Below are 24,978 nucleotides of genomic sequence, written 5' to 3' on the forward strand. Positions count from 1 at the left end.
CTCATTTCCTCCAGTGCGTGGGCACGATGATCAAGGCCCCCACCGACGAGATCACCGCATCCAGCCCAGGCGGTCCAAAGCTGATGCCGAACATGATGCGGATGAAATAGAACAGGAACGCCCCACCCACGCAGATAATGATGGATTGCAGATAACCGTTGTGGGTAAAGCCCGTCACCTCGGACAGATAGCCGACGATGCCGGCAATCACGACGGTGCCCATCATCACCATGAACATCAGAACGTCTCCGAGTCGAGGCGGGTCCCGGCCGGGATCGGCCAGCCCCGCAGGAAGGTTTCCCTATCCTGCGCCGCCTTGCCCGCCCGTTGCAAGCGCAGCAGTTCGACCGCGCCGGTGCCGCAGGCCACGCGCAGCGCGTCGTCCAGCACCTCGCCCGGCACACCCTGCCCGTCCGACAGGCGCGAGGCGAGCAGCTTGACGCGCTCGCCCTCGATCTGAGTCCAGGCACCGGGAAAGGGCGACAGGCCGCGGATCTGGCGATCGACCTCGACGGCGGGGCGCGACCAGTCCACGCGGGCCTCGGCCTTGTCGATCTTGGCGGCATAGGTCACGCCGACCTCGGGCTGCGGCTCGGGGGTCAGCTCAGGCAGGCGGTCCAGAGCCTGCACGATCAGATCGGCGCCCATCGCCGACAGACGGTCATGCAGCTGGGCGGTGGTTTCCTCGGCTCCGATCGGGGTGGCCTGACGCAGCAGGACGGGGCCGGTGTCCAGACCGGCCTCCATCTGCATGATACAGATCCCGGTCTCGGCATCGCCCGCCATGACCGCCCGGTGGATCGGCGCGGCCCCGCGCCAGCGCGGCAGCAAGCTGGCGTGGATGTTTAGGCAGCCATGCCGGGGCGCGTCCAGAATCGGCTGAGGCAGGATCAGCCCATAGGCCACGACCACGGCCACATCGGCCTTCAGCGCAGCAAAGGCAGCCCGTTCCTCGGGCGATTTCAGCGAGGTGGGATGGCGCACCGGCAGGCCCAGCGCCTCGGCACGGGCATGCACCGGCGTGGGCCGGTCTTTCTTGCCGCGACCGGCCGGGCGCGGGGGCTGGCAATAGACGGCGGCGATCTCGTGCCCGGCCTGCACCAGCGCATCCAGCACCGGCACCGAAAACTCGGGCGTTCCCATAAAGATGACGCGCATGCCGCCCTACCCCGCCTTTTTCGCCTTGCGCAGCAGCATGTCGCGTTTGACCTTGCTGAGACGGTCAAAATACATCCTGCCGTTCAGATGGTCGATCTGGTGCTGCACGCTGGTGGCTTCGATGCCGACGAAATCGCGTCGGTCAATCTCGCCTTTTTCATTGAGAAACCGGACCGTCACCGCACGCGGACGTTTGATCTTGGCCGACACGCCCGGCAGGTTCGGGCTGGCCTCGTCATGCTCGCGCAGTTCGATCGAGCTGTGCAGGATTTCGGGGTTGGCCAGGCGCACCGCGCGGCCACGCTCGGCCGAGCCGTCCACGACCGCCAGCCGCAGCATCACGCCGATCTGGGGCGCCGCCAGGCCGACACCGGGCATCGCCTCCATCGTGTCGATCATGTCGTCCCAGATGGCGCGGATCTCGTCGGTAATTTCAGTCACTGGTTCGGCCTTGGTGCGCAGGCGCTTGTCGGGCCACGGCAGGCAGGGACGGACGGTCATGCGCGGGCCAGCTCACGCTTGAGCTTGACCATCTTGCGCGTGATCATCTGCCGTTTCAGCGGCTTGAGATAGTCGATGAACAGCTTGCCGTTCAGGTGGTCGATCTCGTGCTGCACGCAGGTGGCCCAGAGCCCGTCGAAGGTTTCGCGCTGCGCCTTGCCGTTCTTGTCCATCCAGGCAACCTCGACCTCGGCCGGGCGGGTGACCTCGGCGAACTGATCGGGGATCGACAGGCAGCCTTCCTCGTAGACGCTGGTTTCGTCCGAGGCCGAGATGATCTCGGGGTTGAACATCACCAGCGGGCGGGGGGTGGCGCCTTCCTCTTTGACGCAATCCAGAACGATCAGCCGTTCCAGCACGCCGATCTGGGGCGCGGCCAGCCCGATGCCCGGCGCATCATACATGGTTTCCAGCATGTCGTCGGCCAGCGCGCGCAGCTCGTCCGACAGGTCGTCCACGGGCGCACAGACCTTTTTCAGGCGGGGATCGGGATGGATCAGGATGTTGCGTTTCATGGGGCTGATTTAGGTCATCGCGCGCGTGGCCGCAACGCCCCCCTTGCGCCGGGCGAATTTCCCGATAGCTTTCGGGCCAACGAATGGAGCAGACATGACTTTCAACGACCTGATCGACCGCCGGGGCACCTTCAGCTCGAAATGGGACAAGATGGAGAAACTCTATGGCGTCTCGCCCGAGGACGGGCTCGCCATGTGGACCGCCGATTCCGACTATGCCACCGCGCCCTGCGTGATCAAGGCGGTGCGCCGCGCGGCGGATCACGGGGTGTTCGGCTATTCCTGGCAGCACCCGGCCTATCTGCAGGCGGTGCAGTGGTGGATGCAGAACCGTCACGACTGGGCGATCGACACCGATTGGATCCTGACCTCGCAAGGTCTGGGCAACGCCATCGCGCTGAGCCTCGATGTGTGGACCGAGCCGGGGGACGGGGTTGTGATCTTCGCGCCGGTCTACCACGAGTTTGCGCACAAAGTGAACAAGACCGGCCGCCGGGTGGTAGAATGCCCGCTGGTGCGGGCCGGCGATACCTATGAGATCGACCTGGACGACGCTCAGTCGCGGCTGGACGGGTCGGAACGGATGTTGATCTGGTGTTCGCCGCAAAACCCGTCGGGGCGGGTCTGGACATCGGACGAGCTGCGTGCGGTGGCGACCTTTGCCGAACGCAACGGGCTGATCCTGATCTCGGACGAGATCCATCACGATCTGGTCTATCCGGGGCACAAATTCGTGCCAATGGACGTGGCCGCGCCGGATGCACGGCCCTGGACGGTGACGCTGACAGCGGCGTCCAAAACCTTCAATATCGCAGGTCAGCGCACCGGCAACATGATCATTCCCGAGGACACGCTGAGGGCGCAGATGCGCCACCGGCTGAACACGTTGGACTATGACCCCGGCGCACTTGGCGTGGCGATGATCACCGCGGCCTACACGCCCGAAGGTGCGCAATGGGTGGATGCCCAGATCGACCACCTGAGGGGCAACCGCGCGATATTCGATGCAGCGATCTCCGAAATCCCCGGTCTGTGGTCGATGCCCTTGCAGGCAACCTACCTGGCCTGGGTCGATTTCTCGGGCACCGGCATGGATCACGCCGAATTCGTGCGCCGTCTGCGCGATGATGCGCGGATCGCAACGTCATCCGGCCCAGGTTTTGGAACGGGAGGCGAGACCTTCGAACGGTTCAATCTGGCCACTCAGCGGGCGCGGGTCGAGGACGCGTGCGCCCGTTTGAAACTAGCTTTTTCTGACCTTCAATAAGGCCGCGCGGACGGTCTGCCCTAGTCGTTTTTGCCGAGAAGGGCGATTGGGGCATCCGGCGCGCGATAGAAATCCAGTGGCGCCTTGTCCGCCGCGACGGTGCTGCGCTTGAACTCGTATCGCATCTGGCCGCCGTCTTCCTCGTCAGCGACGATCAGGCATTGATACAGGTGGTTGGCGCCATCAAAAATATCGACCAGTCCACGCAGACGCGGTGTTGTCTCGGCCTCTACGGCGAAACCATCCTTCCACAATTTGAGGATTCTATAGGTATTGTCGCCCATTTCCACCCGCAGGCGGCTGGCCTTCTTGAGCGATGCGATTCGGGCCGCATCCAATTCGGCGCTAATTTCCTTGGAAACATAAGTACTCATCAAAATTCCCCCCAAGCTATGCTATCTATTGTGGGGGTATCTTCGTAAAAATCCAGTGACGTCCGACCGTTGACGCGGACCTGTGGGCGATTTGTTGCACAGACATCCCGCGCGGCACTGTGCGACTGCGCAGAGATGCTGCGCGCCGTCGGCGATGTGAACTGCTGCGCTGTCGCACTAAGGTTTAATCGGACACGGAAACGGAGGATCCAAGATGGGCCTGTTGGTCGACGGCACCTGGCACGACACCTGGTACGACACGAAATCCACCGGCGGAGCGTTCAAACGTTCGGCGGCCCAGTTTCGAAACTGGATAACGACCGATGGCAGTGCGGGTCCCTCGGGCAAGGATGGTTTCAAGGCTGAAGCCGGTCGATACCACCTGTATGTCAGCTTGGCCTGCCCATGGGCGCATCGGACGTTGATCTTCCGCCAGCTCAAGGAACTTCAGGACCTGATCACCGTATCGGTTGTCCATCCGGACATGCTGGACCGCGGATGGACTTTCCAGACCGACGATCACGGCGCCACCGGCGATGCTTTGTATGGGCTGGACTATGCCTATCAGGTCTACACACTCGCCGACCCGAACTACTCGGGCCGGGTGACGGTGCCGATCCTGTGGGACAAGGTGCAAGAGACCATCGTGTCGAATGAAAGCTCGGAAATCATCCGCATGTTCAATTCGGCCTTCGACCAAATCACTGGCAACACCGACGACTACTGGCCCGCCGAGATGCGCGACGCGATCGAAGAGGTCAATGCGAGGGTCTACTCAAACGTGAACAACGGCGTCTACAAATCCGGCTTTGCCACCTCGCAGGAGGCCTATGACGCGGCCGTGCACCCCCTGTTCGACACGCTGGATTGGCTGGAAGATCGGCTGTCCACGCACCGATACCTGATGGGGGATCGCCTGACCGAGGCCGACTGGCGCCTATTCACGACCCTGATCCGGTTCGACCCGGTCTATCACCTGCATTTCAAGTGCAACCGCAGGCGGCTGATCGACTATCCCAACCTGTGGGCCTACACGCGCGAACTGTATCAATGGCCGGGCGTGGCGGGCACGGTAAACATGCACCATATCGTGCGGCACTATCACTACAGTCACGACAGCATCAATCCGCACCGGATCATCCCGATCAACCCCACCCTGGACTATTGGGAGCCGCACGGACGCGATCAACGCCCCGCGGCGTAGTGTTCGACCATCGCCGCCAGATCCTCGGGCGGCGTTCCGCTCTGGACATAGGCGCAGGCGTTGGGGCTGTGCGCAAAGATCGATCCGTCGGAAAAGAACGTTGTGTTGGTGACGAAGATCACCCGGGCATCCGGGCGGCGATAGCTGGCGAAATCCGCGACCGCCAACGCGCTGCCTGAATCCAGAACCAGGTCCAAGATTATGATGTCGAAGGGCGTGCCGTAAAGTGCAAGGATCGCTGCCTCCTGGCTTTCGACCAGAGAAACCTCAGCCCCCTGCCGTTCCAGGTGCCGCTGCCAGACCCGACCCAGGTCGGGGTTACTCTCAACAATCAGAACTTTCATTTGCAACAACCTCGGCACTTGATAAGGTGAGTGGTGCCGACCCCCATAAGCTGTGATCACGTTATTTCGTTAACAAAGGGTTAACGGTCGCCCCAGCGCTCTTCAAGGAACCGGATTTGCTTGTAAAAACGGCGTAAATCCGCTTGAAGCGGGGTAATTTCGGCGTTTTGGACGATTCCGGCATGACTGACCGCACTGACGACTTGAACCCGCGCGGCAAGCGTGACCACGGCGGAGGTTTGGACGACGCCATTGCCCGTCATGGCGGCGCGCGAACGGAATGGATCGACCTGTCGACCGGTATCAACCCACACCCCTATCCTGTGGCGGACCTTACGTCTGAGGATTGGACCGCCCTGCCGGATCACGGGGCATTTGCCCGGCTGAGCAATTCGGCCCGTCGCTTCTGGGGTGTGCCGGAGAGCGCGGCAATTCTACCCGCACCGGGGGCCTCGGCCCTGATCGCGCGGATCCCGGCGCTGGCCCCCGTTGGTGCGGTCCAGATCACCACGCCCACCTACAACGAACATGCCGCTGCCTTTGCCGCGCAGGGCTGGACGGTGCAGCCCGGCGGCCCGACGCAGGCGCGGGTGATCGTGCATCCCAACAACCCCGACGGCCGAATCTGGCAGGCTAAGGACGCCGATGCGCCGCTGACCGTGATCGACGAAAGCTTTTGCGACGTGACGCCCGATGCCTCGCTGATCAGCCTGTCCGAGCGCCCCGGCGTGATCGTCCTGAAAAGCTTTGGCAAGTTCTGGGGTCTTGCGGGCCTGCGGCTGGGCTTTGCCATCGGGCATCCCGACCTGATCGCGAGGCTGAACGATCTGACCGGTCCATGGGCGGTGTCCGGCCCGGCCCTGCGCATCGGCGCGCAGGCCCTGAATGACACGACCTGGGCTGAAACCACGCGCGCGCGACTGGCCCGTGATACGGAACGGCTGGATACGCTGATGACCGGCAAGGGCGCGCATTTGGTCGGCGGCACCACGCTGTTCCGCCTGTACGAAGTGGACGATGCCGCCGCCTGGCAGGACCGGCTGGCACAGGCCCATATCTGGAGCCGCATCTTCCCCTATTCCGATCGGTTCCTGCGGCTGGGCCTGCCGCCCGAGCATGGCTGGTCACGACTCGAGGCTGCGCTGTGAGCACCGCCCTTACGCTGGCCCTGGCGATGCTGCTGGACGCCGCATTGGGCGAGCCCGACTGGCTGTGGTCGCGCCTGCGGCACCCGGCGGTTCTGATGGGCAACGCCATCGCCTGGCTGGACCGCCGCCTGAATCACGGCAAGCATCGGCGGGCCAAGGGCGTGCTCGTCGCCCTTCTACTGGTCTTGGGCGGCTGGGTGGTCGGTGCGGCGCTGGCGTGGCTTGGCTGGGTGGTCGAGGTCGTGGTCTGCGCGATCCTGTTGGCACAGAATTCTCTGGTGGCGCATGTCCGCGCCGTGGGCGTCGCGCTGCGGCAATCCCTGCCCGAGGGGCGCGCGGCGGTGGCAATGATCGTGTCGCGCGACACCTCGCAGATGACCGAGGCACAGGTGGCGCGCTCGGCCATCGAGAGCGCCGCCGAGAACCTCAGCGACGGGGTGATCGCCCCGGCCTTCTGGTTCCTGCTGGGCGGCTTGCCGGGGCTGCTGGTCTACAAGGCGGTGAACACCGCCGACAGCATGATCGGCTACCGCAACGACACGTACCGAGACTTCGGCTGGGCCGCCGCCCGGCTGGACGATCTGCTGAACCTGGTCCCGGCCCGGCTGACTTGCCTGATGATCGTGGCCCTGTCGGGACAGAGGCGCCAATGGCGGGCCATCGTGGCGGACGCGCAGCACCACATTTCGCCCAATGCCGGCTGGCCCGAAGCCGCCATGGCCCGCGCGCTGGACGTGGCACTGGCCGGGCCCCGCAGCTATGACGGGCAGTTGCGCGATCTGGCCTGGGTCAATGGTGAAGCCCGGCGCACGATCGGCGCAACGGAGGTTTTCCGCGCATGCGGAATGCTTTGGCAGGTTTGGGGGCTTGCGTTGGCGGGGCTGACGGTGTGGGTTGGTCTGAACACGGTTTTCTGAGGATGGTTTTCGTCATGCGCTTTGTCTCGGGCCTTGTGGCCGCTTGCCTGTTCGCTGCCCCGGCCCTTGCCCAATGCGGCGGCGGCTTCAACGCCTTCGTTCGCGGACTGAAGGCCGAAGCGGCACAGCAGGGGTTCGATACGGCCACGGTCGATGCGTTCTTCAACGGTGCGCAACAGGACCCCAAGGTGCTGAAGGCCGACCGCGCGCAGGGCGTATTCCAGAAACCGTTCATCGAATTCTCGCGCCGCCTGATCTCGCAGGATCGGATCAGGCGCGGCCAGGCGATGGCACAGAAATACGACGCCGTGTTCGACCGGATCGAGGCCGAATACGGCGTGTCGCGCGGGGTCCTGTTGGCCTTCTGGGCGTTCGAGACGGATTACGGCGCGTTCCAGGGCGATTTCAACACCCGCAATGCGCTGGTGACGCTGGCCCATGATTGCCGCCGCCCCGAACTGTTCCGGCCGCAGATCTTCGCCGCGATCGAGCTGTTCCGGAACGGAGACTTCGACCCGAACCGCACCACCGGCGCCTGGGCGGGCGAGATCGGCATGGTGCAGATGCTGCCCCGTGACATTCTGGAAAACGGCGTGGACGGTGATGGCGACGGGCACGTGCGGTTGAAAACGTCGGCCCCCGACGCACTGATGTCGGGTGGCAAGATGCTGTCTCATCTGGGCTGGCAGCCGGGTCAGCCCTGGCTGCAGGAGGTCACCGTGCCCGCGCAGATGGACTGGTCGCTGAGCGGGCCGGGCAAACCGCGCCCGGTGTCAGACTGGCAGGCGATGGGCGTGCAGGCGCGCAGCGGGACATTGGCCAACCTGCCGGCTTCGCTGATCCTGCCGCAGGGGCGCAAGGGGCCAGCCTTTCTGGCCTATCCGAATTTCGATGTCTATTTCGAGTGGAACCAAAGCTTTGTCTATGTCCTGACCGCTGCCTATTTCGGAACGCGTCTCGAAGGCGCACAAGTCTATTCTGCGGGCAACCCCGATCCAGGCCTGACCGGTGCCCAGATGAAACAGCTGCAGGCGAAACTGCAGGCGCGCGGCCACGACGTGGGCAAGATCGACGGCATCTTGGGGGCCGGAACGCGCGCTGCAGTACAGGCTGAACAGGCCCGGCTGGGACTGCCTGCGGACGCATGGCCGACGGTTGACTTGCTGAACCGACTCTAGCCGCTCAATCCGTTGGGTCGTGGAACACCAGCGTGAATCCCTCCTCAGGCGTCGGTTCGGCGTAATGCCTGGAAAACCGGCGGAACTGTTCTTCGGTCGCGGCAAAGGCGTGGTCGCCCGCTGCGTTTCGTGCTTGCAGTCGGGCCAGACAAACGGCGTCGGGCGTGGTCAGCACGTGCATCTGATGCGCTGTATCGGTCTGATCCAGAATTTCGCGCATCGAGGCGCGGGTTTCGACCGTGTTGGCCGGGAAATCCAGAACAACCGACATGCCCGCCTCAAGCAGAGTCGTGACATGCGGACCCATCGCCGCCCGCAGACGCGTGGAACAGCGCAGATAGTCGGCACCTGTCACCATCTGATCGGCAAAAAGCGGCTTCAGCCAGGCGTCCTCGGAAATCAGAACTGTGCCGGGCTGCCTCGCGAGCTGGGCGGCAAGCGTCGATTTTCCCGCGGCGATCTTGCCGCAAAGCATGTGCAGGGTCGGAGCGGGTCGGGTCATCGGTCGATTCCTGGTTGGGCACGGCGGGTGAAGGAGAGGCCCCGATCACTCGGGTCGCACCGGGTAACGTTCACCTTTTTCGGTGATCAGGATCAACCGGCCATTGTTGCGCACGTACAGATCGCAGCGGTCGAACCCGTTGCGGTACTGCACACAGATGCTGCCATCAGCGGCGATTCTGTAGGTTCCGAAGGCCGTTCCGCCGCCATTGACCGCCGAATAGGTATAGGAATAAGACCCACCGGCCGAGTATTTCGACTGCCCGTCGTCATAGAAGGTCAGCGTACGCCCGGCCAACGCATCCAGTTCGGTTTGGTTCAGGGGGATGTCGCCTGGGCGGGTGGCCCATTCGGCAGCCCAGAGCGGCGAGGCGGCGCAGGCCGCGGCGATCAGCAACAGGTGTTTCATGCAGCCAGCCTAGCCCGGCCCGGCCCGATCGCGGAATAACGTTGCGGTGAACGGTCAGGCGACCATCTGCTCGGCCTTTTTCAAATCGACCGAGACCAGCTGGCTGACGCCCTGTTCCTGCATCGTCACGCCGAACAGACGGTCCATCCGGGCCATGGTCACCGCGTGGTGGGTGATGATCAGGAACCGCGTGTCGGTCTGACGGCACATCTCGTCCAGCAGATCGCAGAACCGGGTCACGTTGGCATCGTCCAGCGGAGCGTCGACCTCGTCCAGCACGCAGATCGGCGCCGGGTTGGCCAGGAACACGCCAAAGATCAGCGCGGTGGCGGTCAGGGTCTGTTCCCCGCCCGACAACAGGCTGAGGGTCGACAGCTTTTTGCCCGGCGGCTGGCACATGATCTCGAGCCCCGCATCCAGCGGGTCGTCGCTCTCGACCATCACCAGGTTGGCCTCGCCGCCGCCGAACAGATGCTTGAACAGCATGGCGAAGTTCGCGTTGACCTGTTCGAAGGCGGTCAGCAGACGCTCGCGGCCCTCGCGGTTGAGGCTGGCGATGCCGCTGCGCAGCGCCTTGATCGCCTCTTCCAGATCGGATTTCTCGCTGTTGAGCGTGTCGAACTCCTCCTGAACCTCCTTGGCGTCCTCCTCGGCGCGCAGGTTCACCGCACCCATCGCGTCGCGCTGGCGCTTGTGGCGGTTCACCTCAGCTTCCAGAGCATCGGCGGCGGGCATGTCATCGGGGTTCACGTCCAGCTGGTTCAACAACTGGTTCGGGGTCAGTTGCTGATCCTCGGCGATGCGCTCGGCGGCGGCGGCGACACTTTCCTTGGCCGCCTCGAACCGCGCCTCGGCCGCGGCGCGGGCTTCGCGCGCCTCCGAGGCCTTGCGCTCGGCCTCGCGCTCGGCCAGCACGGCCTCGCGTTGCAGCGTTTCGGCCTGGGCCAGCTTGTCGGCGGCCTCGGCGCGGCGGGCCTCGGCGGCCTCGATCATCTCGTTCAGCTCTTCGCGCGCCTCGGCGATCTCGGCGGGCGCGGCCATCGCCTCGGTCAGTTCTTCCTCGGAACTGGCTTTGCGCTCGGCCAATTCGGCGATGCGCTTCTCGGCGGTTTCCAGACGGTGTTTCCAGCCGCTCAGGTCCTTAGCCACCTCCTGTGCGCGGCGGGTGCGGGCCTCGCCCTCGCGGCGCAACTCGTCATGGGTCGAGCGGTGCGTCAGCATGGTGATCCGCGCGGCCTCGACCGTCTGCTTGATGTCCTCGACCCGGGCACGGGCGGTGTCCAGATCGCCCAGCTCGGCCAGCGCGGCCTCGGCCTCGCGCAGCTGGGCGCGGGCCGCCATCGCATCCTGCTTGTGGCGGTCGACCGCAAGCGTCAGGTTCTCCAGCTTGCCCTGCGCCAGGTTGCGGTCGGCCTCGGCCCGGCTGAGCGCGCGGGCGGCTTCGGCCATGCGCTGATCGGCGGCGCGGCGGGCCTCGCGAGCGCGGCGGTCGGCCTCGGTAACTTCGGCCAGTTGCCGCGACAGGGCCTCGTGCGCGGCGCGGGCGCCGTCAGCCTGCGCTTCGACCTGCGCCAGCTGTTGTTTCAGCGCCTCAAGCTTGTTGAGCTGCTCGAGCCGCAGCGCCGCGGCGCTGGGGGCATCCTCTGCCCAGGCGCGGAACCCGTCCCAGCGCCACAGATCGCCCGAGCGCGACACCAACCGCTGGCCGGGTTTCAACAAGGGTTGCAGCCGCGCGCCCTGATCGGTGTCAATCAGGCCGATCTGCGCGATGCGACGGCCAAGGCGGTCCGGCCCCGAGACGTGCAGCGCCAGCGGCTCGGCCCCGTCCGGCAACGGCTGATCGGCGTCATAGCCCGGCACCTGTACCCAGCCCGACGGGCCATCGCCCTCGACCAGCGGGGCGCGGAGGTCATCCGCCAGCGCGGCCCCCAGCGCCTTTTCAAAGCCCGGCTCGACCCGCAGCAGGTCTAGCACCTGCCCGCCCTCGGCGGTGTCGCGCTCGACCAGCTTGGCCAGCGCGGTGGTCTCGGCCCGGATCGCGCCCAACTCGCCCTCGGCCTCGGAGCGTTGAGCGCGGGCCTCGGCCTCGCGCGCCTGCGTTTCACCGCGCAGCTCGTCGGCGGCGGCCAGCGATTCTTCGGCGGCTTCGGCGGCCTCGCGCGCCTCTTCCTCGGCGGCTTGCGCGGCCTCGAACGCTTCGTCGGCGCGGGTCAGTGCGGCGCGGGCCTCGGCGACGGCCGCGCGTGCTTTTTCCTCTTCGGCCTCGGACCGTGCCAGTGTCTTGCGGCTGTCCTCGACCAGGCGCTGCGCCGATTGGTGACGCGCGACCAGACGAGCGGTGTCCTCGGTCTCCTGCGCCAGCAGATCCTCACGCTCCTGCAGAACCGCGGCGGCCTCTCGGGCAATTTCGGCGGCTTCGGCCAGCTTGTCGTCATGGCCCCCGGCGGCCTTGGCCAGTTCGCGGGCCTCCCATTCCAGCCGTTCGATCATCTCGCCGGCGTCGCGGTTCAAACCGGTCTCACGCTCGATGTCGCGGCCCAGCTGCTGGATGCGGGCGGTCAGGGTTTCGATGGTCTGGCGCGCGCGGGTTTCCTGATCGGACAGCTGATCGCGCTGCACCTGCTGGCGCTGCAGGACGGCGGCGGCGATGGCCTCCTCCTCGCGCAGCGGCGGCAGGGTTTCTTCGATCTCGGCGCGTTTCGCGCTGGCGGCGCGTGCCTCGGCCTCGGCGCGGGCGGCTTCGGTGGTGCGGTCGCGCAGACGCTCTTCGGCCTGCTGGCGGGCCATGTCGGCCTCTTTCCAGCGGCGATACAGCAACATACCCTCGGCCTGGCGCAATTGCTCGCCGATTTCGCGATACCGCGCGGCCTGACGGGCTTGGCGCGCCAGCTGCGCCAACTGTGTGCCCAACTGCTCCAGCACGTCATCGACGCGGGTCAGGTTGGCTTCGGTGCCCTTGAGCTTCAGTTCGGCCTCGTGCCGCCGCTGGTACAGGCCCGAGATACCGGCGGCCTCTTCCAGAATGCGGCGGCGGGCGCGGGGTTTGGCGTTGATCAGCTCGGCGATCCGGTTCTGCCCCACCAGAGCGGGTGAATGCGCGCCGGTCGAGGCATCGGCGAACAGCATCTGCACGTCGCGGGCGCGCACGTCCTTGCCGTTGGCCTTGTAGGCGCTGCCCACGTCGCGGGTGATGCGGCGCACGATCTCGATCTGATCGCTGTCATTGAACCCGGCCGGGGCCAGACGTTCCGAGTTGTCCATGGTCAGGACCACCTCGGCGAAGTTGCGCGCCGGACGGGTGGCGGCACCGGCAAAGATCACGTCCTCCATCGCACCGCCGCGCATCGATTTGGGGCGGTTCTCGCCCATCACCCAACGCAGCGCCTCGAGCAGGTTGGACTTGCCGCAGCCGTTGGGCCCCACCACACCGGTCAACCCGTCCGCGATGATCAGATCGGTCGGATCGACGAAGCTTTTGAAGCCGGTGAGTTTGAGTTTGGTAAAGCGCAAAGGCCGATTTCCATGATTCCCGTTCCCTGAAAGTCTGGACAAGGGAATGCCCGCGAGTCAACGAAGTTGCGCAGGATATGGGATATTGGGCCGAGTTATCCACAATATCTTGCTGATTTGGGCGGAATTGCGCAGAGTCAATAAGGCGAACACTCGAACACCTGATACCCGGTGTCCGACCCGCTGTCATAGGTTCCGAAGTCAATGCATTCATAGTTGGTCGGCGTGACCGCAGCCAGCAACAGCCGGTCCGACGCCCTGCGGTCGCAGGCGAGGATGCCCACGGTCACCGCCGCATCGCCCAACACGTCGGCGACCGGACAGCCCGAGACCTGCGCCATGGCCAATGCGGCCCGATCCCGGATCGGCCCCAGCCGCGGGGTATATTGGCTGTTGACGCGGACCGCCTCGGCCAGGTCACCGCGCAGGCGCACGTCGAACACGCTGCCGTTCACGGCCACGCGGGTCGCTGGCACGTCGCGGAAATGGGGCGTGCCGGCCGAGCAACCGGCCAGCAACAGCAAGGCGAGGAACCGGATCATGCCGCAGCTTTGCGGCAAAATGGTTAACGAAAGCTTTCCCGCGCTCAGCCGCGCAGGAGCGTGCCCAGCCGTTCAATGCCCTCGGCAATCGTGGCCTCGTCCGAGTTGGAGAAACTCAGCCGGATCGTGTTGGCGCCGCTGCCATCGGGGTGAAAGGCCTGGCCGGGCACAAAGGCGACCTTGACCGTCTCAAGCGCGCGGGCCAGCAGCTGCGCGCCATCCGAGCCGGGCGGCAGGGTCAGCCAGATGAACATGCCACCCTCGGGCCGGGTCCATTGCACGCCTTCGGGCATGTGCCGATCCAGCGCCGCCAGCATCGCGTCGCGGCGCGCACCGTAGGTTGCGCGCACTTTCAGGATGTGGCTGTCGAAACAGGTTTGGGCCACTTGGTGCACGGCCATCTGGTTGATGGTGGCCGAATGCAGGTCAGCGGCCTGTTTCATCAGCACAAGCTGCGCGATGACGGGCCGCGCCGCCACGACCCAACCCACCCGCAATCCGGGCGACAGGGTCTTGGAAAAACTGCCGCAATAGATCGTCCGGCAGGCTTGCAGATCGCCCTTCCGCGCCAGTTCCAGCGCAAGGATCGGCGGGATCGCCTGCCCGTCATAGCGCAGGGCCTGATAGGCGCCGTCCTCGATCAGGGCGCAGTCCAACTCCTCGGCCAGATCCAGAAGGGCCTCGCGCCCCTGCCGATCGACGGTCTCACCGGTCGGGTTTGCAAAATCGGGAGACAGATAGCCGTATTTGACGGTCCCCGGCCCCGCCGCGGCCCGGTATTGCGCCGCGCCCGCATTGCCGCCTTCGCGCAACCGGTCAAAGCGTGGTTCATAGGCGTTGAAGGCCGCCAAGGCGCCCAGGTAGGTCGGCCACCCGACCAGCGCCGTGTCGCCGGGCGACAGAAACAGTTTGCCCAGATAGTCGAGCGCCTGCTGCGAGCCCGAGGTGATCAGTACGTCGTCGGGGCCGCAGTCGATGCCGATCTTGCGCATGTGGCCGGCGATGCATTCCCGCAACGGCATGTACCCTTCGGACACGGAATACTGCAGCGCCTGCGCGCCGCCGCCAGCACCAAGTGCCTGTTGGAATGCCTGAGAAAACGCCTCGGTCGGAAAAAGCGCCGGGTCGGGGATACCGCCGGCAAAGGAAATGATGCCGGGTTGATCCAGCAGCTTCAGCAGCTCTCGGATTTCAGACGCCTTCATTCGCGCGGCGCGCGTTGCAAATAGCTGGTGCATGTGCCGAGCCTCCTCCGCTGGGTCGGACCGACGCTATGACCTCTGCGTTTAAAGTCAATAATACTGACCTAGTGTTTCAGCCAATGTGATCGCGGCCCGTTCTTGCACGGGCCGGGCATATGTGGTCATATGATTTGACCAATTTTCAGCGATGATCCGATGCCCTTTCAGAAAGTCCAGACCGAGAAACTGTCCCTGGCCGTCGTCAAACAGATCGAACTGCTGATCCTGCGCGGGATCCTGCGCCCCGGTGAGCGCCTGCCGTCCGAGCGCGAGCTGGCCGACCGGCTGGGTGTGTCGCGCCCGTCGCTGCGCGAGGCGATCTCGCAACTGCAGGAGCAGGGCCTGCTGACCGCCAAGGCCGGGTCAGGCATCTATGTGGCCGAGGTTCTGGGCTCGGCCTTTTCGCCGGCGCTGATCCGTCTGTTCAGCAGCCATGACGAGGCCGTGTTCGATTACCTGTCGTTCCGGCGCGACATGGAAGGGTTGGCGGCCGAACGCGCCGCGCGGCTGGGTTCGGACAGCGACCTGAAAGTGATCCAGGCGATTTTCGACAAGATGGAGGCCGCCCATGCCCGCAACGCGGCCGATGACGAGGCCCATCTGGACGCGCAGTTCCACATGGCGATCATCGAGGCCAGCCACAACGTGGTGATGCTGCACATGATGCGGTCGATGTTCGATCTGCTGCGGCAGGGGGTGTTCTACAACCGCCAGATCATGTTCCACCAGCGCACGACGCGAGATGCAATCCTGAACCAGCACAGGGCGATCAACGCAGCCCTTCAGGCCCGCGACCCCGAAGCCGCCCGGCAGTCGGTGGAACAGCATCTTAGCTTTGTCGAACGCTGCATGGAAGACCAGCAGAAGGCCCGGCGCAACGAACTGATCGCGCGGCAGCGGCTGGAACATGAGGTTGGCAACTCGGACGGTTGAGGCCCTCCGCCTCTCACTGTGCCTTCGACCCCAGCGTTTCATAAAGGCGCCTGTACTGCTCGGCCACGATTGGCATCGCGTAGCTCTGCAGGGCATGTTTGCGCGCGGCATTCCCGTCGCGCTTCTGTCCTTGAACGTGGCAGGAACGCTGATCATCGATCACCCCCTTTAGGCAATCCGCCAAGTCCCGCGCATCAAACGGCTCGGCCAGCCGCCCGCACCCGGGGTTCGGGACCAGATCGGGCAATCCGCCGATCTTGAACCCGACGATCGGAATACCGCAAGAAAGCGCCTCGACGCCGGTGTTGGGTAGGTTGTCTTGTCGGGACGGCAACGCAAAAACGTCCGCGCACGCGTAAACAGACCGCAGTTCCTCGGGCACTGAATGTTGTCCAGTGAAATGAGCCGGAAAGGGCAGATCTACCTCATGCGCATCCGCGCCGAATATCAGAACGCGGATATCAGATCTTTCCTGTTTCAGAATCGACAAAGCTTCCTTGAGGTGCCGAAATCCTTTGCGCGGATCGCTGTCGCCCCCCATGGCCCCAAAACCGATGACAGCAGAATCGCGTGGCAGACCCAATCGGTCTCTGGCCGCGTCTCGGTCGGTGGGGCGCCAGACGTCGGTGTCGATTGCGTTGGGAATGACTGAAACGGGCCATTCCTGCGTCAAGGCGCTTTGCCGGGCGCAATCCGCCAGCCAGCGGCTGGGTGCAACAAGATGGAAAGGCCGCGTCCAAAACCGCTGTTTTGTTTTCCAAACACGGCGGTTCAGCCTGCTCGCTCGGCTATCCTGCTCGGTCGCGTAGCCGTTTTTCCAGTCATCGCCCTCAGAGTAATGCTCCACCCCACAGAACGGCCACATGTCATGCATAGTCCATACAACCGGATGAGACAGGTTTCCGATCTCGCGGATCGACATCAGATCCGAATTGACCCAGTGCAGGTTCAGAATTTGCGAGGGCTGTTTGTTCAGGTACTGCGCCAAACCCGAACGGACCTGACCCAGCGAAATCAAACCCGAGAAATCCGCTTCATGCCGGCGCCGGATACTGCGCGCCATTTCCCGTTGGATCATTCGTCCCAGACCCTTGGTCGGCTTGAACGTCGTGATGCCCGGCCCTTCCTGACCTCGCGCAACGGTCATGATCGAATTCACGCCGCTGGCGTTCAGGGCCATATGCAGCCTGTGCGCCGCAATCGCCGCGCCCCCCTCAGAACTACTGAAACTGATGTGATTTACGCGTTCCAACTCTTGTGCCTGAATTGATGCCCCAAATCTGGATTGATCCAACCGACAACGCCGTATTTTTGCGAATTCAGCGGGAACACTTGCAACACTGTCTACTGTGCCGCATAGCAGACACAACCCTTAAGACGCCAAAGTCACTGAATACATGCTCTCGTTTCTAAAACTCATCCGCCGCAAACTGTACATGGCTATCGCCCGTCCGATCGCCAAAAGGCTTCCCTATTCGGACAGAGGCGACAGGTGGTTCTACTGGCACCATTTCTTCACGCAGCACGACCGGTGGCCCGGCAAGCGCATGCTTTTCAACGATGTGCTATACCGCATCAAGTCAGGGCCGGAAATCGTGTCGCCCTTGCGGTTAAAAACAACAGACAAGGAACTGGCAAAGGAATTCATCGCGGAACGTGCAGGAGCGAAATACAACGTCCCCACGATTGCCGTGCTGCGCAACAAGGAAGATATCGACAAATTCGACTTTCCCGAAGAATGCGTCATAAAGCCAACGCATGGTTGCGGCGGCGTGACGATCCTGCAAGGCGGGGCGCAGCCGGACCGGGCCGCGTTGGCAGAACAGCTTATCAGCAACTACTACTATGCTGCGCGGGAACGGAACTATCGCGACTTGACCGGGAAACTGATCGTTGAACCTCTTCTGTTTCAGGGGCATGACGTGCACGACTTCAAAGTCTTTTGCTGGAAGGGCAAGGCTCGCTGTATCCTTTACGTCAACGACCGCAACGTGGCCTTCTATCGTCAGCTCTACGACACCAACTGGTCGCTCCTTCCGATCGAGCTGTCCCCCTACGGGATAGACAAACCCACCGTTGACCGCCCTCTCGTTCTGCAGGAAATGCTGGAGGTCGCGGAAAAGCTCTCGGCGCCATTCGACTTTGTGCGGATCGACTTCTACATCGACGACAAAACCCTACTGGTCGGTGAAATCACCCATTGCCACTGGGGGGCCAACGACAGATTTCTCAGCCTTGACGATGAGAAAGCGCTTTCTCGACTGATTTTCGACGAGACCTGACTGTCAATCGGTTCATTACCCAAACAGCTTGCGGGTAAGTTTTCGCAGCTTTCGGGCAAGACGCCGGTGCAACGAAGGCCTACGGGTATAATAGTCCTTCAACTGCCCCAGCGCCGCGGCGTCTTCAACAGTCTTGGCCGGCCATATCGGATCTATCGAGGTGTTCAGACCCGCTCGGCCATACGAGCTGTTGACCACGCCATGACTGCCAGAGCCGTCAAATCCGATGTTTTCGACGTAGGAGAATTGGGGGGACAAGCAAAGCCCCCTATTGCGGAAGATCGTGGCGTACCAGAACACGGCCCAAGTCTTCAGTTCCCCACTCTTATTGGCAAGAACCTGAGCCCAGAAGTCATTTGCTCCGTCCAGGTTGAAACGGTGGATGTCTTCATCCGTAAACAGACTGACCAACTCGTCCGGATCGCGCGAGTAATGGGTCCATCTATCAGCCCACGTCGCCCAGCCCCAACAACTCATGAACCGCCACAGACTCGCATGGTTCGAGCCTCTGTTCTGCGGAATATCCTCATTGTACCCGGCTATATGCCAGACATCTGGGGTATCCTTGTAACGCTCAAGAGCAAGGTTCATATATTGGAGAAAGGCTGGCGAAGTGAGGATATCATCCTCGAGAATGATCGCACGGCCATGCTCGGCCATCATCTGCGAAACACCCTCCTCGATCGATACGGCCAGCCCTGCATTCCGGTCACGTCGGCGCAGCTCGATACTTGCGAAGCCCTGCTGCGTTTCGGCGACCTGCGCAACAGCGTCGACAATCGGCTTCTCGGCATCATTGCGGGGGCCGTCGATGAATACGGTCAAGGATGTCGACGCGGCCAAGGGCGATTGGGCCAGGGCATCCAACGTCCGCCGCGTGTGTTCGGGTCGGTTGAACGCGAACACGCACACAGGGGCGGGATCAACAATCTTGGTATGTCCGGATGTCATCGTACCTCACCGAAACGCCACAAGCTGACTGCCCTGAATCAACAGACAATGACACGGGCTACAAGCAAAAAAACCCGAAAGCAGGTAGCTTTCGGGTTTTGGAAATTGAGATTGGCTCACGCCGAACAGCTCAGTGCAGCTTGTCACCGACCTCGGAGATCGCCGAGTCAATCAGCTTGTTGGCTTGCGCCGCAGTCATCTGCTTGGCCAGCACGGACTTGGCCGCCGCAACGGCCGCAGTAACAGCCTGGTCGCGCACTTCCTTCACCGCCGAGGCCTCGGCCGATGCGATTTGATCCTGTGCGGCAGCCAGACGACGCGCGATGGATTTCTCCAGATCCGCCTTTGCCTGTTCGGCAGCCAGCACCGAATCTTCCTTCGCCGCGGCCACGATGGCTTCGGCCTGAGTCTGCACTTCGCGCTGCTTGCGTTCGTATGAGGCCAGCAGGCTGCGCGCTTCTTCATGCAGGGCACGGGCCTCGTCCAGCTCGGCCTTAATGCCTTCGGCGCGGTTGTCCAGCGCCCCGCCAATCATCGAGGGAACCTTGAAATAGAACAGGACCGCGATAAAGACGATGAAGCCCAGCGTCACGACGAAATCAGTGTTCGCCAGCGAGAAGAACGGACCGCTTGCGGCCAGCGCCGGGCTGGCGAAGCCTGCGGTCAGGATAAGAGCAAGTGTATTCCGCATGTCACTTATCCTTTCATCTGCGCGCTGATGGCACTGCTGATGGCTTTGGCATCCGCCTCGCCGCCCAGCGCAGTCACCAGTTCGGCCGCCGTATCGTTGGCAACCTGTTGAATGCTTTCCAGCGCTCCGGCACGGATTTCGGCAATTGCCTTCTCCGATTCTGCCGCCTTGGCCGCGATTTCCGCGTCTGCCTTGGCAATCGCGTCATCCAGGTCCGCCTGGATTTCGGCACGCGCTTCGGCTGCGATCCGCTGAGCCTCGGCACGAGCATCGGCCAGCGCCTTGTTATAGGCCTCTTCGGCCTCGACCGCCTTGGCCTTCAGATCTTCGGCCGCAGCCAGGTCATTTGTAATGGTCCCCTGACGCTCGGCCAGGATCGCCGCGATGCGCGGCAGGGCCACGCGGGACAGGACCAGAAAGATGACGACCAGCGTAATGACCAGCCAGAAGATCTGGTTGGGGAACCAATCGAAGCAGAGCTGCGGCATCCCGATGGCCGAGCCATGGGAATCGACGCATTTGCCGACTGCTTCTGCAGCTATGGGTTCTGTCGCCATGATGTCCTCCGTCGGAACGTTGTCTTTACAACAGGTGGGCCGCTATGGCTTGGGCCCACCTGCGCGTAAGGATCAGGTTCCGCAGATTAAACGGCGAACATCAGCAGCAGCGAGACCAGGAATGCGAAGATTCCCAGGGCTTCTGCGAATGCGATACCGATGAACAGGGTTGCGGTCTGCGAAGCAGCCGCCGAAGGGTTGCGCAGAGCGCCGGCCAGGAAGTTGCCGGCCACGTTGCCCACCCCGATTGCGGCCGCGCCGGAACCGATTGCTGCCAGGCCTGCGCCGATGTGTGCGAGATCGCCTTCCATGATGTATCTCCTTACGAATTGGAAGTTTCGATTTTGGGTTATCGTTCCTGTGCTCAGGGTCGCCCCTGATCAGTGATGCGGATGCAGAGCGTCCTTCAGATAAACACAGGTCAGAATGGTGAATACGTAGGCCTGGATGAAGGCCACCAGGACCTCGAGGCCGTACATTGCGGTGATCGCCAGAACGGACACGGGCGAGATCACGGCGACCGCGGCGAAGCCGGCGAAAACCTTGATCACGGCGTGGCCGGCCATGACGTTACCTGCAAGACGAATGGAGTGGCTGACCGGGCGCACGAAGTACGAGATCAGCTCGATGATCGCCAGGATCGGGCGCAGCGCCAGCGGCGCGCTGGACACCCAGAACAGGCTGAGGAACCCAGCACCGTTCTTGACAAAGCCCAGAACGGTCACGGTCAGAAACACGGCCAGCGCCAGCGGAATGGTGACCGCGAAATGCGATGTCGTGGTAAACGAGGTCGGGATCAGGCCGAGGAAGTTCGCGGTGACGATGAACATGAACAGGGTCATGACATAGGGGAAGTATTTGACGCCTTCCTTGCCACAGATGTCTTCCAGCATCTTGTAGATGAAGCCGTAGGCGAGCTCGGCGATCGACTGCATGCGGGTCGGGACGATTGCGCGCTTCGAGGTGCTCAGCACCAGCAGGCCGATGATGGCCAGAACCGCGAAGAACAGCCACAGGGTCACGTTGGTGGGCGTGTACCAAGCCATCTCACCGCCGAAAAGCGGCTTGACGATGAACTGGTCCATCGGATGGAAAACCAGGCTGCTGCCTTCTGCTGCGGTGGTCTCGGTCGCCACGTTCAGTCCCTCTCGTCCTTCTCGGCCTGTGTCGAGGCCGCTTGTTTCTCTTGAGCTTCTTGCGCGCTGCGGAGCATGACCTTCACGCCCGCGACAAGGCCCAGCAATGTGAACAGCACCAGGAAGATCGGGATCGTCCCGAACAGGCTGTCCAGCCCGTACCCGATGCCAAATCCGATCCCCAGACCGGAAACCATCTCGATGACCATCCGCCAGGCCAGTTCGCCCCCGGATATGTCAGCGTCCGCACGAGGTTTCGGCGCTTTGGCCTTTTTTGCCGCGTCGATCTTGGCCTCAAGCTGCGTCAGGCGCTGCTTTGGGTCGTCATCGGTCACGGGCGTTTCCCTCGCACAGTCTTGGCGCAGTTGCTATGCGGCCTCGCGCGCAGAGTCAACGCTGTTGATGACTCCAATTGACGCAGCTCAAACCTTTGTTTTCTAATGTATATTAAGGGAGCACGTTGTCTGCCGATCGGGTCACTGGCAATCCATTCCGCTGGAAGCACCGGATTCCGCATATTCAACCAAATGGTTGACCAAACTTTCCCGCTGTGGTTCAGCGGGATCATGTCCGATGACCTCGATACCGTCTTTGCGGCCCTGGCCGACCCCACGCGGCGCGCCATCCTGGCGATGCTGCTCGAGGATGACATGGCCGTCACCGACGTGGCCGAGCCGTTCGAGATGTCGCTGGCGGCGATCTCGAAACACCTGACGATCCTGACCCGGGCCGGGCTGATCAGCCAGGAAAAGCGTGGCCGGGTGAAATGGTGCAAGCTGGAACCCGACGCGTTGCGCGCGGCCTCGGTCTGGATGCAAGGGTTCGGGCAGTTCGAACCCGTGAATCTGGACGCGTTCGAGCGGTTCCTGGAAAACCAGCTTTCCGCGGGGGACGAGGTCTAGCGCACTACGAAGACCGACATGCTGGCATGTTTGGCCAGATATCCGGCATGGCTGGACAGTATAAAGTCGGTAATCCGCGGCGCATGGGTGCCCACCACGATCAGGTCGGCACCGATCTCTTCAGCGGTGCGGGCCAGGTCACCATCCACTTCGACCGCCACATCCACCGAATGAATGTTGCGGAAATCAACTTGCGCTCCACTGGCTTGGGACAACTCGTCCGCCAGATCGGACAGATGGTCCTTGATCGCGGATTCGGTTTGCGTGGGGTCGCCGGGCTGATTGCTTGTCACGCTGACGATGGTTATCCGCGCCCCCTGCCACCGGGCGACCTGTGCCGCAACCTCGGCCGCCTTGCGCACTTCGGGTGGCAGATGCAGATCGACGGGAAACATTATGTGTTTGAACATCAGTCCCTCCTTTCACGCCGACAGCTTAGCGGGTTTGACACAACCGGCCCTTGATGTGGCTCAACCCAAGAGGATCAGCCTTGCTGGCTGTACTCGACCCCTGTGACCACGCCGCTGGGATCGGCGCGGCACAGCCAGGGTGCCTGAGCGCCGGCCACTGCGACCTGCGTGACGGTTCCCGCCGGTTCGGCAGTTGTAGACAGAGCCTGGACATCCGCGGGGCTCCGGTTTGCCTCAGCAGCCACCAATGCCTCGCAGCTGGCTTGAAGGGTTGAATTGTCGGCGGTGTCCTGCGTACATCCAAAAACCAACATTAGCGTGGCCGAGGCAATCAATCTGTGCATGTTCCGGTCCTTTCGGAGTTTGCCTCACCCTGCCACGAACGGGCGCTTTGGCAAAGGTCAGTCCGGCGCGGTTTGTTGCCGAGCCATCCCTAGGTCATCCCCTTTCAGCAGCAGCACGAGGGCAAGGATCGTCAGCCCTATTCCCACCAGGACCAACAGGCCCGGCGCCGGCTGGCCCAGCGCGATCTGCCAGATGATCACCCAGCTGGGCGTCAGGTAGGTATAGGCCATGACCTTGGCCGATGGCAGCAGCAGCGTGGCGTACTGCAACAGAACGAAGGTGGCCGCGCTGGCGCAGATGGCGACGTAGAACAGGCCGATCCAGACGATCGCCGGCAGGTTGGCCCAGTCGGTCGCGCGGATGTCGGACCAGCCGAACACCGTCAGCACTGCGCACCCGGCCACCAGCGTGCCGAAGGTGAACACGACCGGCGGCTCGCCCCGGTTCAGCTTTCGCACCATGGGCGTATAGATCGCATGGGCCACACAGCCCCAGAAATAGATGATCTCGCCCCGCCCGATCTCAAAGGCGCGAAAGGCCAGCCAATCGGCGCGGAACACCACCCACAGCGCACCAACCGCGCCCACGCTCAGCGCGAGGGCCATGTGCGGGGTGGTGATCTGGCGCAGCAACACCCACCCCGCCACCGCCGACAAGATCGGCGTCAAGGTGAACACCGCCGCCGCGCTGACCGGCGGCGCGGTTTTCAGCCCGTAGAACATCAGCACGAAATAGGCCGAGAACAGCCCGCCCAGCACCAGATAACGCCACGGCGCGCGCGCCGCGCTGCGCGGCAGGCCGGTCGTCATCAGCGCCGCGATGCCGATCACCACGCCGGCAATCGCGAACCGCGCGGCGTTCAACGCCGCCGGCGCGATCTCGTTGGCGATCATCGAACCCAGCGAGAAACTGCCCGCCACCAGCGCCGAAAACACCAGCATGGCCAGATGGCCACGCGCCTGCGGGCTCATGGCAGCCAGTCCTTGGCCTGCTCCTTGAGGAATTTAAGAAAGGTCTGTACCTTGTTGGTGCGGTGCAGATCCACATGGGTCACCAGCCACAGGTTGCCGGCCCATTCCGGCAGCGGCTCCATCACCTCCTGCAACTGCGGATGGCGGGCGGCCTCCCACCGGGCCATGAAGCCGATCCCCGCCCCGGCCAGTACCGCCTCGGCCACGGTGAAGTTGTTGGAACAGCGGAAGGTGATCGCCTCGGCCGGGACATTGGCGCGCAGCCAGCGCGAAAAAGGCGCGCGGCTGTTTTCATCATCCGCCCCGACGAAGGCGTGGTTGGGGAAATCCTCGACGCCCGCGGGCAGGCCGCGCCGCGCGATGTAGTCCTGACTGGCATAAAGCCCCACCTCTTGCGTCATGAAGGGCTGCACCACGTTGTCCGGCTGGTCGGGGGCCGCACCGGCGCGGATCGCCACATGCGCCTCGCCATATTCCAGGCGGAACAGGCGGTCGCCGGTCAGATAGCGCACGATCAGGTCGGGATGGTCCTGCTGGAACGCGGTCAGCGTCGGCACCACCAGCGGCGCCAGCGAGGCCAGCGAGGTCACCACCAACTCGCCCGAGACATCGTCTCCACGCCCCTTCAGCCGCCCGACCAGTTGGTTGAACTGATCCTCGGTGGCCTGAGCCACGCGCAGCAGATCCTCGCCCGCCTCGGTCGGGGTGTAGCCGCGCGCGTGGCGCTGGAACAGCTTGACCTTCAGCCGGGCCTCGATCGCGTCGATATGGCGGATCACCGTGGCATGGTGCACCCCCAGAACCTCGGCCGCGCCGCTGACCGTGCCCATGCGCGCAACCTGATAGGCGGTGCGGACCTCGTCCCAATTGTCCATAACAAAACCAATTCTGTGCAATTTCCAACAATGCCTGTTGATTTATCCCAGTTTCGTTCGCTCACGCAATACTCATATTGGGCTCAGACGCAAAATCCGAACCTTTAGAAGGAGCC

Annotated in this window: 30 protein-coding genes; 8 read left to right on the top strand and 22 right to left on the bottom strand. The window is 63.3% G+C overall.

The features are described from left to right. Nucleotide 1: 1 nt before the first annotated feature. From ACR0EF_RS17070 to def (ACR0EF_RS17085), 4 genes are read right to left on the bottom strand one after another with little or no spacing between them, the layout of a single operon-like run. Entirely contained in the window at nucleotides 2–238 is a 237-nt protein-coding gene (locus tag ACR0EF_RS17070) for a hypothetical protein (protein ID WP_005981317.1), read from the bottom strand. Then, the gene (gene fmt, locus ACR0EF_RS17075) at nucleotides 238–1,158 is read right to left on the bottom strand and encodes a methionyl-tRNA formyltransferase (protein ID WP_170373289.1); all 921 of its coding nucleotides are present in this window, start codon (nucleotides 1,156–1,158) and stop codon (nucleotides 238–240) included. Before fmt ends, ACR0EF_RS17070 begins: the two co-directional genes overlap by 1 nt. A gap of 6 nt (nucleotides 1,159–1,164) precedes the next feature. Further along, entirely contained in the window at nucleotides 1,165–1,659 is a 495-nt protein-coding gene (gene def / locus ACR0EF_RS17080) for a peptide deformylase (protein ID WP_005981313.1), read from the bottom strand. After that, the gene (def, locus tag ACR0EF_RS17085; RefSeq protein WP_170361514.1) at nucleotides 1,656–2,174 is read right to left on the bottom strand and encodes a peptide deformylase; all 519 of its coding nucleotides are present in this window, start codon (nucleotides 2,172–2,174) and stop codon (nucleotides 1,656–1,658) included. The genes def (ACR0EF_RS17080) and def (ACR0EF_RS17085) overlap by 4 nt, the downstream gene beginning before the upstream one ends. A 94-nt stretch (nucleotides 2,175–2,268) precedes the next feature. Between def (ACR0EF_RS17085) and ACR0EF_RS17090 the strand changes: the two genes are divergently transcribed. Further along, a complete protein-coding gene (locus ACR0EF_RS17090; RefSeq protein WP_170373290.1) occupies nucleotides 2,269–3,441 on the top strand; it encodes a MalY/PatB family protein in 1,173 nt (390 codons plus the stop codon). A gap of 20 nt (nucleotides 3,442–3,461) precedes the next feature. Here the strand turns inward: ACR0EF_RS17090 and ACR0EF_RS17095 are convergent, their stop codons facing one another. Next, complete coding sequence (locus ACR0EF_RS17095; protein WP_170373291.1) at nucleotides 3,462–3,815, bottom strand: hypothetical protein; 354 nt, start codon at nucleotides 3,813–3,815, stop codon at nucleotides 3,462–3,464. Between the two features lie 214 nt (nucleotides 3,816–4,029). Here ACR0EF_RS17095 and ACR0EF_RS17100 point away from each other — a divergent pair, with 214 nt between their 5' ends. Further along, nucleotides 4,030–5,019 (top strand): glutathione S-transferase family protein, encoded by a 990-nt coding sequence (locus ACR0EF_RS17100; RefSeq protein WP_170373292.1) that lies wholly within the window; start codon nucleotides 4,030–4,032, stop codon nucleotides 5,017–5,019. On the opposite strand, the gene ACR0EF_RS17105 is transcribed toward ACR0EF_RS17100, so the two are convergent. Next, nucleotides 5,001–5,363 carry a response regulator transcription factor gene (locus ACR0EF_RS17105; RefSeq protein ID WP_170342693.1) on the bottom strand — a complete coding sequence of 121 codons (363 nt, stop codon included), beginning with the start codon at nucleotides 5,361–5,363 and terminating at the stop codon, nucleotides 5,001–5,003. The genes ACR0EF_RS17100 and ACR0EF_RS17105 overlap by 19 nt on opposite strands. Before the next feature lie 182 nt (nucleotides 5,364–5,545). Here ACR0EF_RS17105 and cobD point away from each other — a divergent pair, with 182 nt between their 5' ends. The 3 genes from cobD to ACR0EF_RS17120 are packed head-to-tail and all read left to right on the top strand — an operon-like array spanning nucleotide 5,546 to nucleotide 8,606. Continuing rightward, the gene (gene cobD, locus ACR0EF_RS17110; RefSeq protein ID WP_170373293.1) at nucleotides 5,546–6,511 is read left to right on the top strand and encodes a threonine-phosphate decarboxylase CobD; all 966 of its coding nucleotides are present in this window, start codon (nucleotides 5,546–5,548) and stop codon (nucleotides 6,509–6,511) included. Further along, on the top strand, nucleotides 6,508–7,428 hold the full coding sequence (gene cbiB, locus ACR0EF_RS17115) for an adenosylcobinamide-phosphate synthase CbiB (RefSeq protein WP_170372706.1): 921 nt from the start codon (nucleotides 6,508–6,510) through the stop codon (nucleotides 7,426–7,428). Before cobD ends, cbiB begins: the two co-directional genes overlap by 4 nt. Before the next feature lie 14 nt (nucleotides 7,429–7,442). After that, a complete protein-coding gene (locus ACR0EF_RS17120) occupies nucleotides 7,443–8,606 on the top strand; it encodes a lytic murein transglycosylase (RefSeq protein ID WP_170372704.1) in 1,164 nt (387 codons plus the stop codon). A 4-nt stretch (nucleotides 8,607–8,610) separates the two neighbouring features. Here ACR0EF_RS17120 and ACR0EF_RS17125 read toward each other — a convergent pair whose 3' ends face one another. The 5 genes from ACR0EF_RS17125 to ACR0EF_RS17145 all read right to left on the bottom strand — a co-directional run bounded on the left by ACR0EF_RS17125 (nucleotide 8,611) and on the right by ACR0EF_RS17145 (nucleotide 14,806). Continuing rightward, nucleotides 8,611–9,108: a P-loop nucleotide/nucleoside kinase family protein gene (locus tag ACR0EF_RS17125; RefSeq protein WP_170372702.1), complete on the bottom strand. Its 498-nt coding sequence runs from the start codon at nucleotides 9,106–9,108 to the stop codon at nucleotides 8,611–8,613. A gap of 45 nt (nucleotides 9,109–9,153) precedes the next feature. After that, the gene (locus ACR0EF_RS17130) at nucleotides 9,154–9,516 is read right to left on the bottom strand and encodes a hypothetical protein (protein WP_170372700.1); all 363 of its coding nucleotides are present in this window, start codon (nucleotides 9,514–9,516) and stop codon (nucleotides 9,154–9,156) included. A gap of 54 nt (nucleotides 9,517–9,570) precedes the next feature. Further along, nucleotides 9,571–13,026, bottom strand: coding sequence for a chromosome segregation SMC family protein (locus ACR0EF_RS17135; RefSeq protein WP_170373294.1), 3,456 nt, complete (start codon nucleotides 13,024–13,026; stop codon nucleotides 9,571–9,573). A gap of 137 nt (nucleotides 13,027–13,163) precedes the next feature. Beyond that, the gene (locus ACR0EF_RS17140; RefSeq protein WP_170373295.1) at nucleotides 13,164–13,568 is read right to left on the bottom strand and encodes a hypothetical protein; all 405 of its coding nucleotides are present in this window, start codon (nucleotides 13,566–13,568) and stop codon (nucleotides 13,164–13,166) included. A gap of 44 nt (nucleotides 13,569–13,612) precedes the next feature. Beyond that, nucleotides 13,613–14,806, bottom strand: coding sequence for an aminotransferase-like domain-containing protein (locus tag ACR0EF_RS17145; RefSeq protein ID WP_170370066.1), 1,194 nt, complete (start codon nucleotides 14,804–14,806; stop codon nucleotides 13,613–13,615). Nucleotides 14,807–14,965: 159 nt separating this feature from the next. Between ACR0EF_RS17145 and ACR0EF_RS17150 the strand changes: the two genes are divergently transcribed. After that, on the top strand, nucleotides 14,966–15,742 hold the full coding sequence (locus tag ACR0EF_RS17150; protein WP_170343398.1) for an FCD domain-containing protein: 777 nt from the start codon (nucleotides 14,966–14,968) through the stop codon (nucleotides 15,740–15,742). A gap of 13 nt (nucleotides 15,743–15,755) precedes the next feature. On the opposite strand, the gene ACR0EF_RS17155 is transcribed toward ACR0EF_RS17150, so the two are convergent. After that, nucleotides 15,756–17,111 (bottom strand): glycosyltransferase, encoded by a 1,356-nt coding sequence (locus tag ACR0EF_RS17155; protein ID WP_367646429.1) that lies wholly within the window; start codon nucleotides 17,109–17,111, stop codon nucleotides 15,756–15,758. Nucleotides 17,112–17,178: 67 nt separating this feature from the next. Between ACR0EF_RS17155 and ACR0EF_RS17160 the strand changes: the two genes are divergently transcribed. Next, nucleotides 17,179–18,024, top strand: coding sequence for an ATP-grasp fold amidoligase family protein (locus ACR0EF_RS17160; protein WP_170372691.1), 846 nt, complete (start codon nucleotides 17,179–17,181; stop codon nucleotides 18,022–18,024). A gap of 15 nt (nucleotides 18,025–18,039) precedes the next feature. On the opposite strand, the gene ACR0EF_RS17165 is transcribed toward ACR0EF_RS17160, so the two are convergent. The 6 genes from ACR0EF_RS17165 to ACR0EF_RS17190 form a co-directional block, all read right to left on the bottom strand. Further along, the gene (locus ACR0EF_RS17165) at nucleotides 18,040–18,975 is read right to left on the bottom strand and encodes a glycosyltransferase family protein (RefSeq protein WP_170343395.1); all 936 of its coding nucleotides are present in this window, start codon (nucleotides 18,973–18,975) and stop codon (nucleotides 18,040–18,042) included. A gap of 130 nt (nucleotides 18,976–19,105) precedes the next feature. Continuing rightward, on the bottom strand, nucleotides 19,106–19,666 hold the full coding sequence (locus tag ACR0EF_RS17170) for a F0F1 ATP synthase subunit B (protein WP_093965218.1): 561 nt from the start codon (nucleotides 19,664–19,666) through the stop codon (nucleotides 19,106–19,108). Nucleotides 19,667–19,671: 5 nt separating this feature from the next. Continuing rightward, nucleotides 19,672–20,223: a F0F1 ATP synthase subunit B' gene (locus ACR0EF_RS17175; protein ID WP_093965216.1), complete on the bottom strand. Its 552-nt coding sequence runs from the start codon at nucleotides 20,221–20,223 to the stop codon at nucleotides 19,672–19,674. Nucleotides 20,224–20,309: 86 nt separating this feature from the next. After that, nucleotides 20,310–20,534, bottom strand: coding sequence for a F0F1 ATP synthase subunit C (locus ACR0EF_RS17180; protein WP_005981269.1), 225 nt, complete (start codon nucleotides 20,532–20,534; stop codon nucleotides 20,310–20,312). Nucleotides 20,535–20,603: 69 nt separating this feature from the next. Continuing rightward, on the bottom strand, nucleotides 20,604–21,359 hold the full coding sequence (locus ACR0EF_RS17185; protein ID WP_093965215.1) for a F0F1 ATP synthase subunit A: 756 nt from the start codon (nucleotides 21,357–21,359) through the stop codon (nucleotides 20,604–20,606). Nucleotides 21,360–21,361: 2 nt separating this feature from the next. Then, nucleotides 21,362–21,694, bottom strand: coding sequence for an AtpZ/AtpI family protein (locus tag ACR0EF_RS17190; protein ID WP_093965213.1), 333 nt, complete (start codon nucleotides 21,692–21,694; stop codon nucleotides 21,362–21,364). Between the two features lie 231 nt (nucleotides 21,695–21,925). On the opposite strand from ACR0EF_RS17190, the gene ACR0EF_RS17195 reads away from it, so the two are divergent. Further along, a complete protein-coding gene (locus ACR0EF_RS17195) occupies nucleotides 21,926–22,261 on the top strand; it encodes an ArsR/SmtB family transcription factor (RefSeq protein ID WP_170361571.1) in 336 nt (111 codons plus the stop codon). On the opposite strand, the gene ACR0EF_RS17200 is transcribed toward ACR0EF_RS17195, so the two are convergent. From ACR0EF_RS17200 to ACR0EF_RS17215, 4 genes are all read right to left on the bottom strand, one after another. Beyond that, nucleotides 22,258–22,671, bottom strand: coding sequence for a universal stress protein (locus tag ACR0EF_RS17200; RefSeq protein WP_170361483.1), 414 nt, complete (start codon nucleotides 22,669–22,671; stop codon nucleotides 22,258–22,260). The two genes, ACR0EF_RS17195 and ACR0EF_RS17200, sit on opposite strands and share 4 nt — an antisense overlap. 74 nt (nucleotides 22,672–22,745) lie before the next feature. Continuing rightward, the gene (locus ACR0EF_RS17205; RefSeq protein WP_141138530.1) at nucleotides 22,746–23,015 is read right to left on the bottom strand and encodes a hypothetical protein; all 270 of its coding nucleotides are present in this window, start codon (nucleotides 23,013–23,015) and stop codon (nucleotides 22,746–22,748) included. Between the two features lie 57 nt (nucleotides 23,016–23,072). Beyond that, nucleotides 23,073–23,987 carry a DMT family transporter gene (locus ACR0EF_RS17210; RefSeq protein WP_170373297.1) on the bottom strand — a complete coding sequence of 305 codons (915 nt, stop codon included), beginning with the start codon at nucleotides 23,985–23,987 and terminating at the stop codon, nucleotides 23,073–23,075. Next, nucleotides 23,984–24,862, bottom strand: a complete 879-nt coding sequence (locus ACR0EF_RS17215) for a LysR family transcriptional regulator (protein WP_170367906.1) — start codon at nucleotides 24,860–24,862, stop codon at nucleotides 23,984–23,986. The genes ACR0EF_RS17210 and ACR0EF_RS17215 overlap by 4 nt, the downstream gene beginning before the upstream one ends. Between the last annotated feature and the right edge of the window lie 116 nt (nucleotides 24,863–24,978).

It is taken from the genome of Ruegeria sp. CG8 (genome assembly GCF_056537165.1).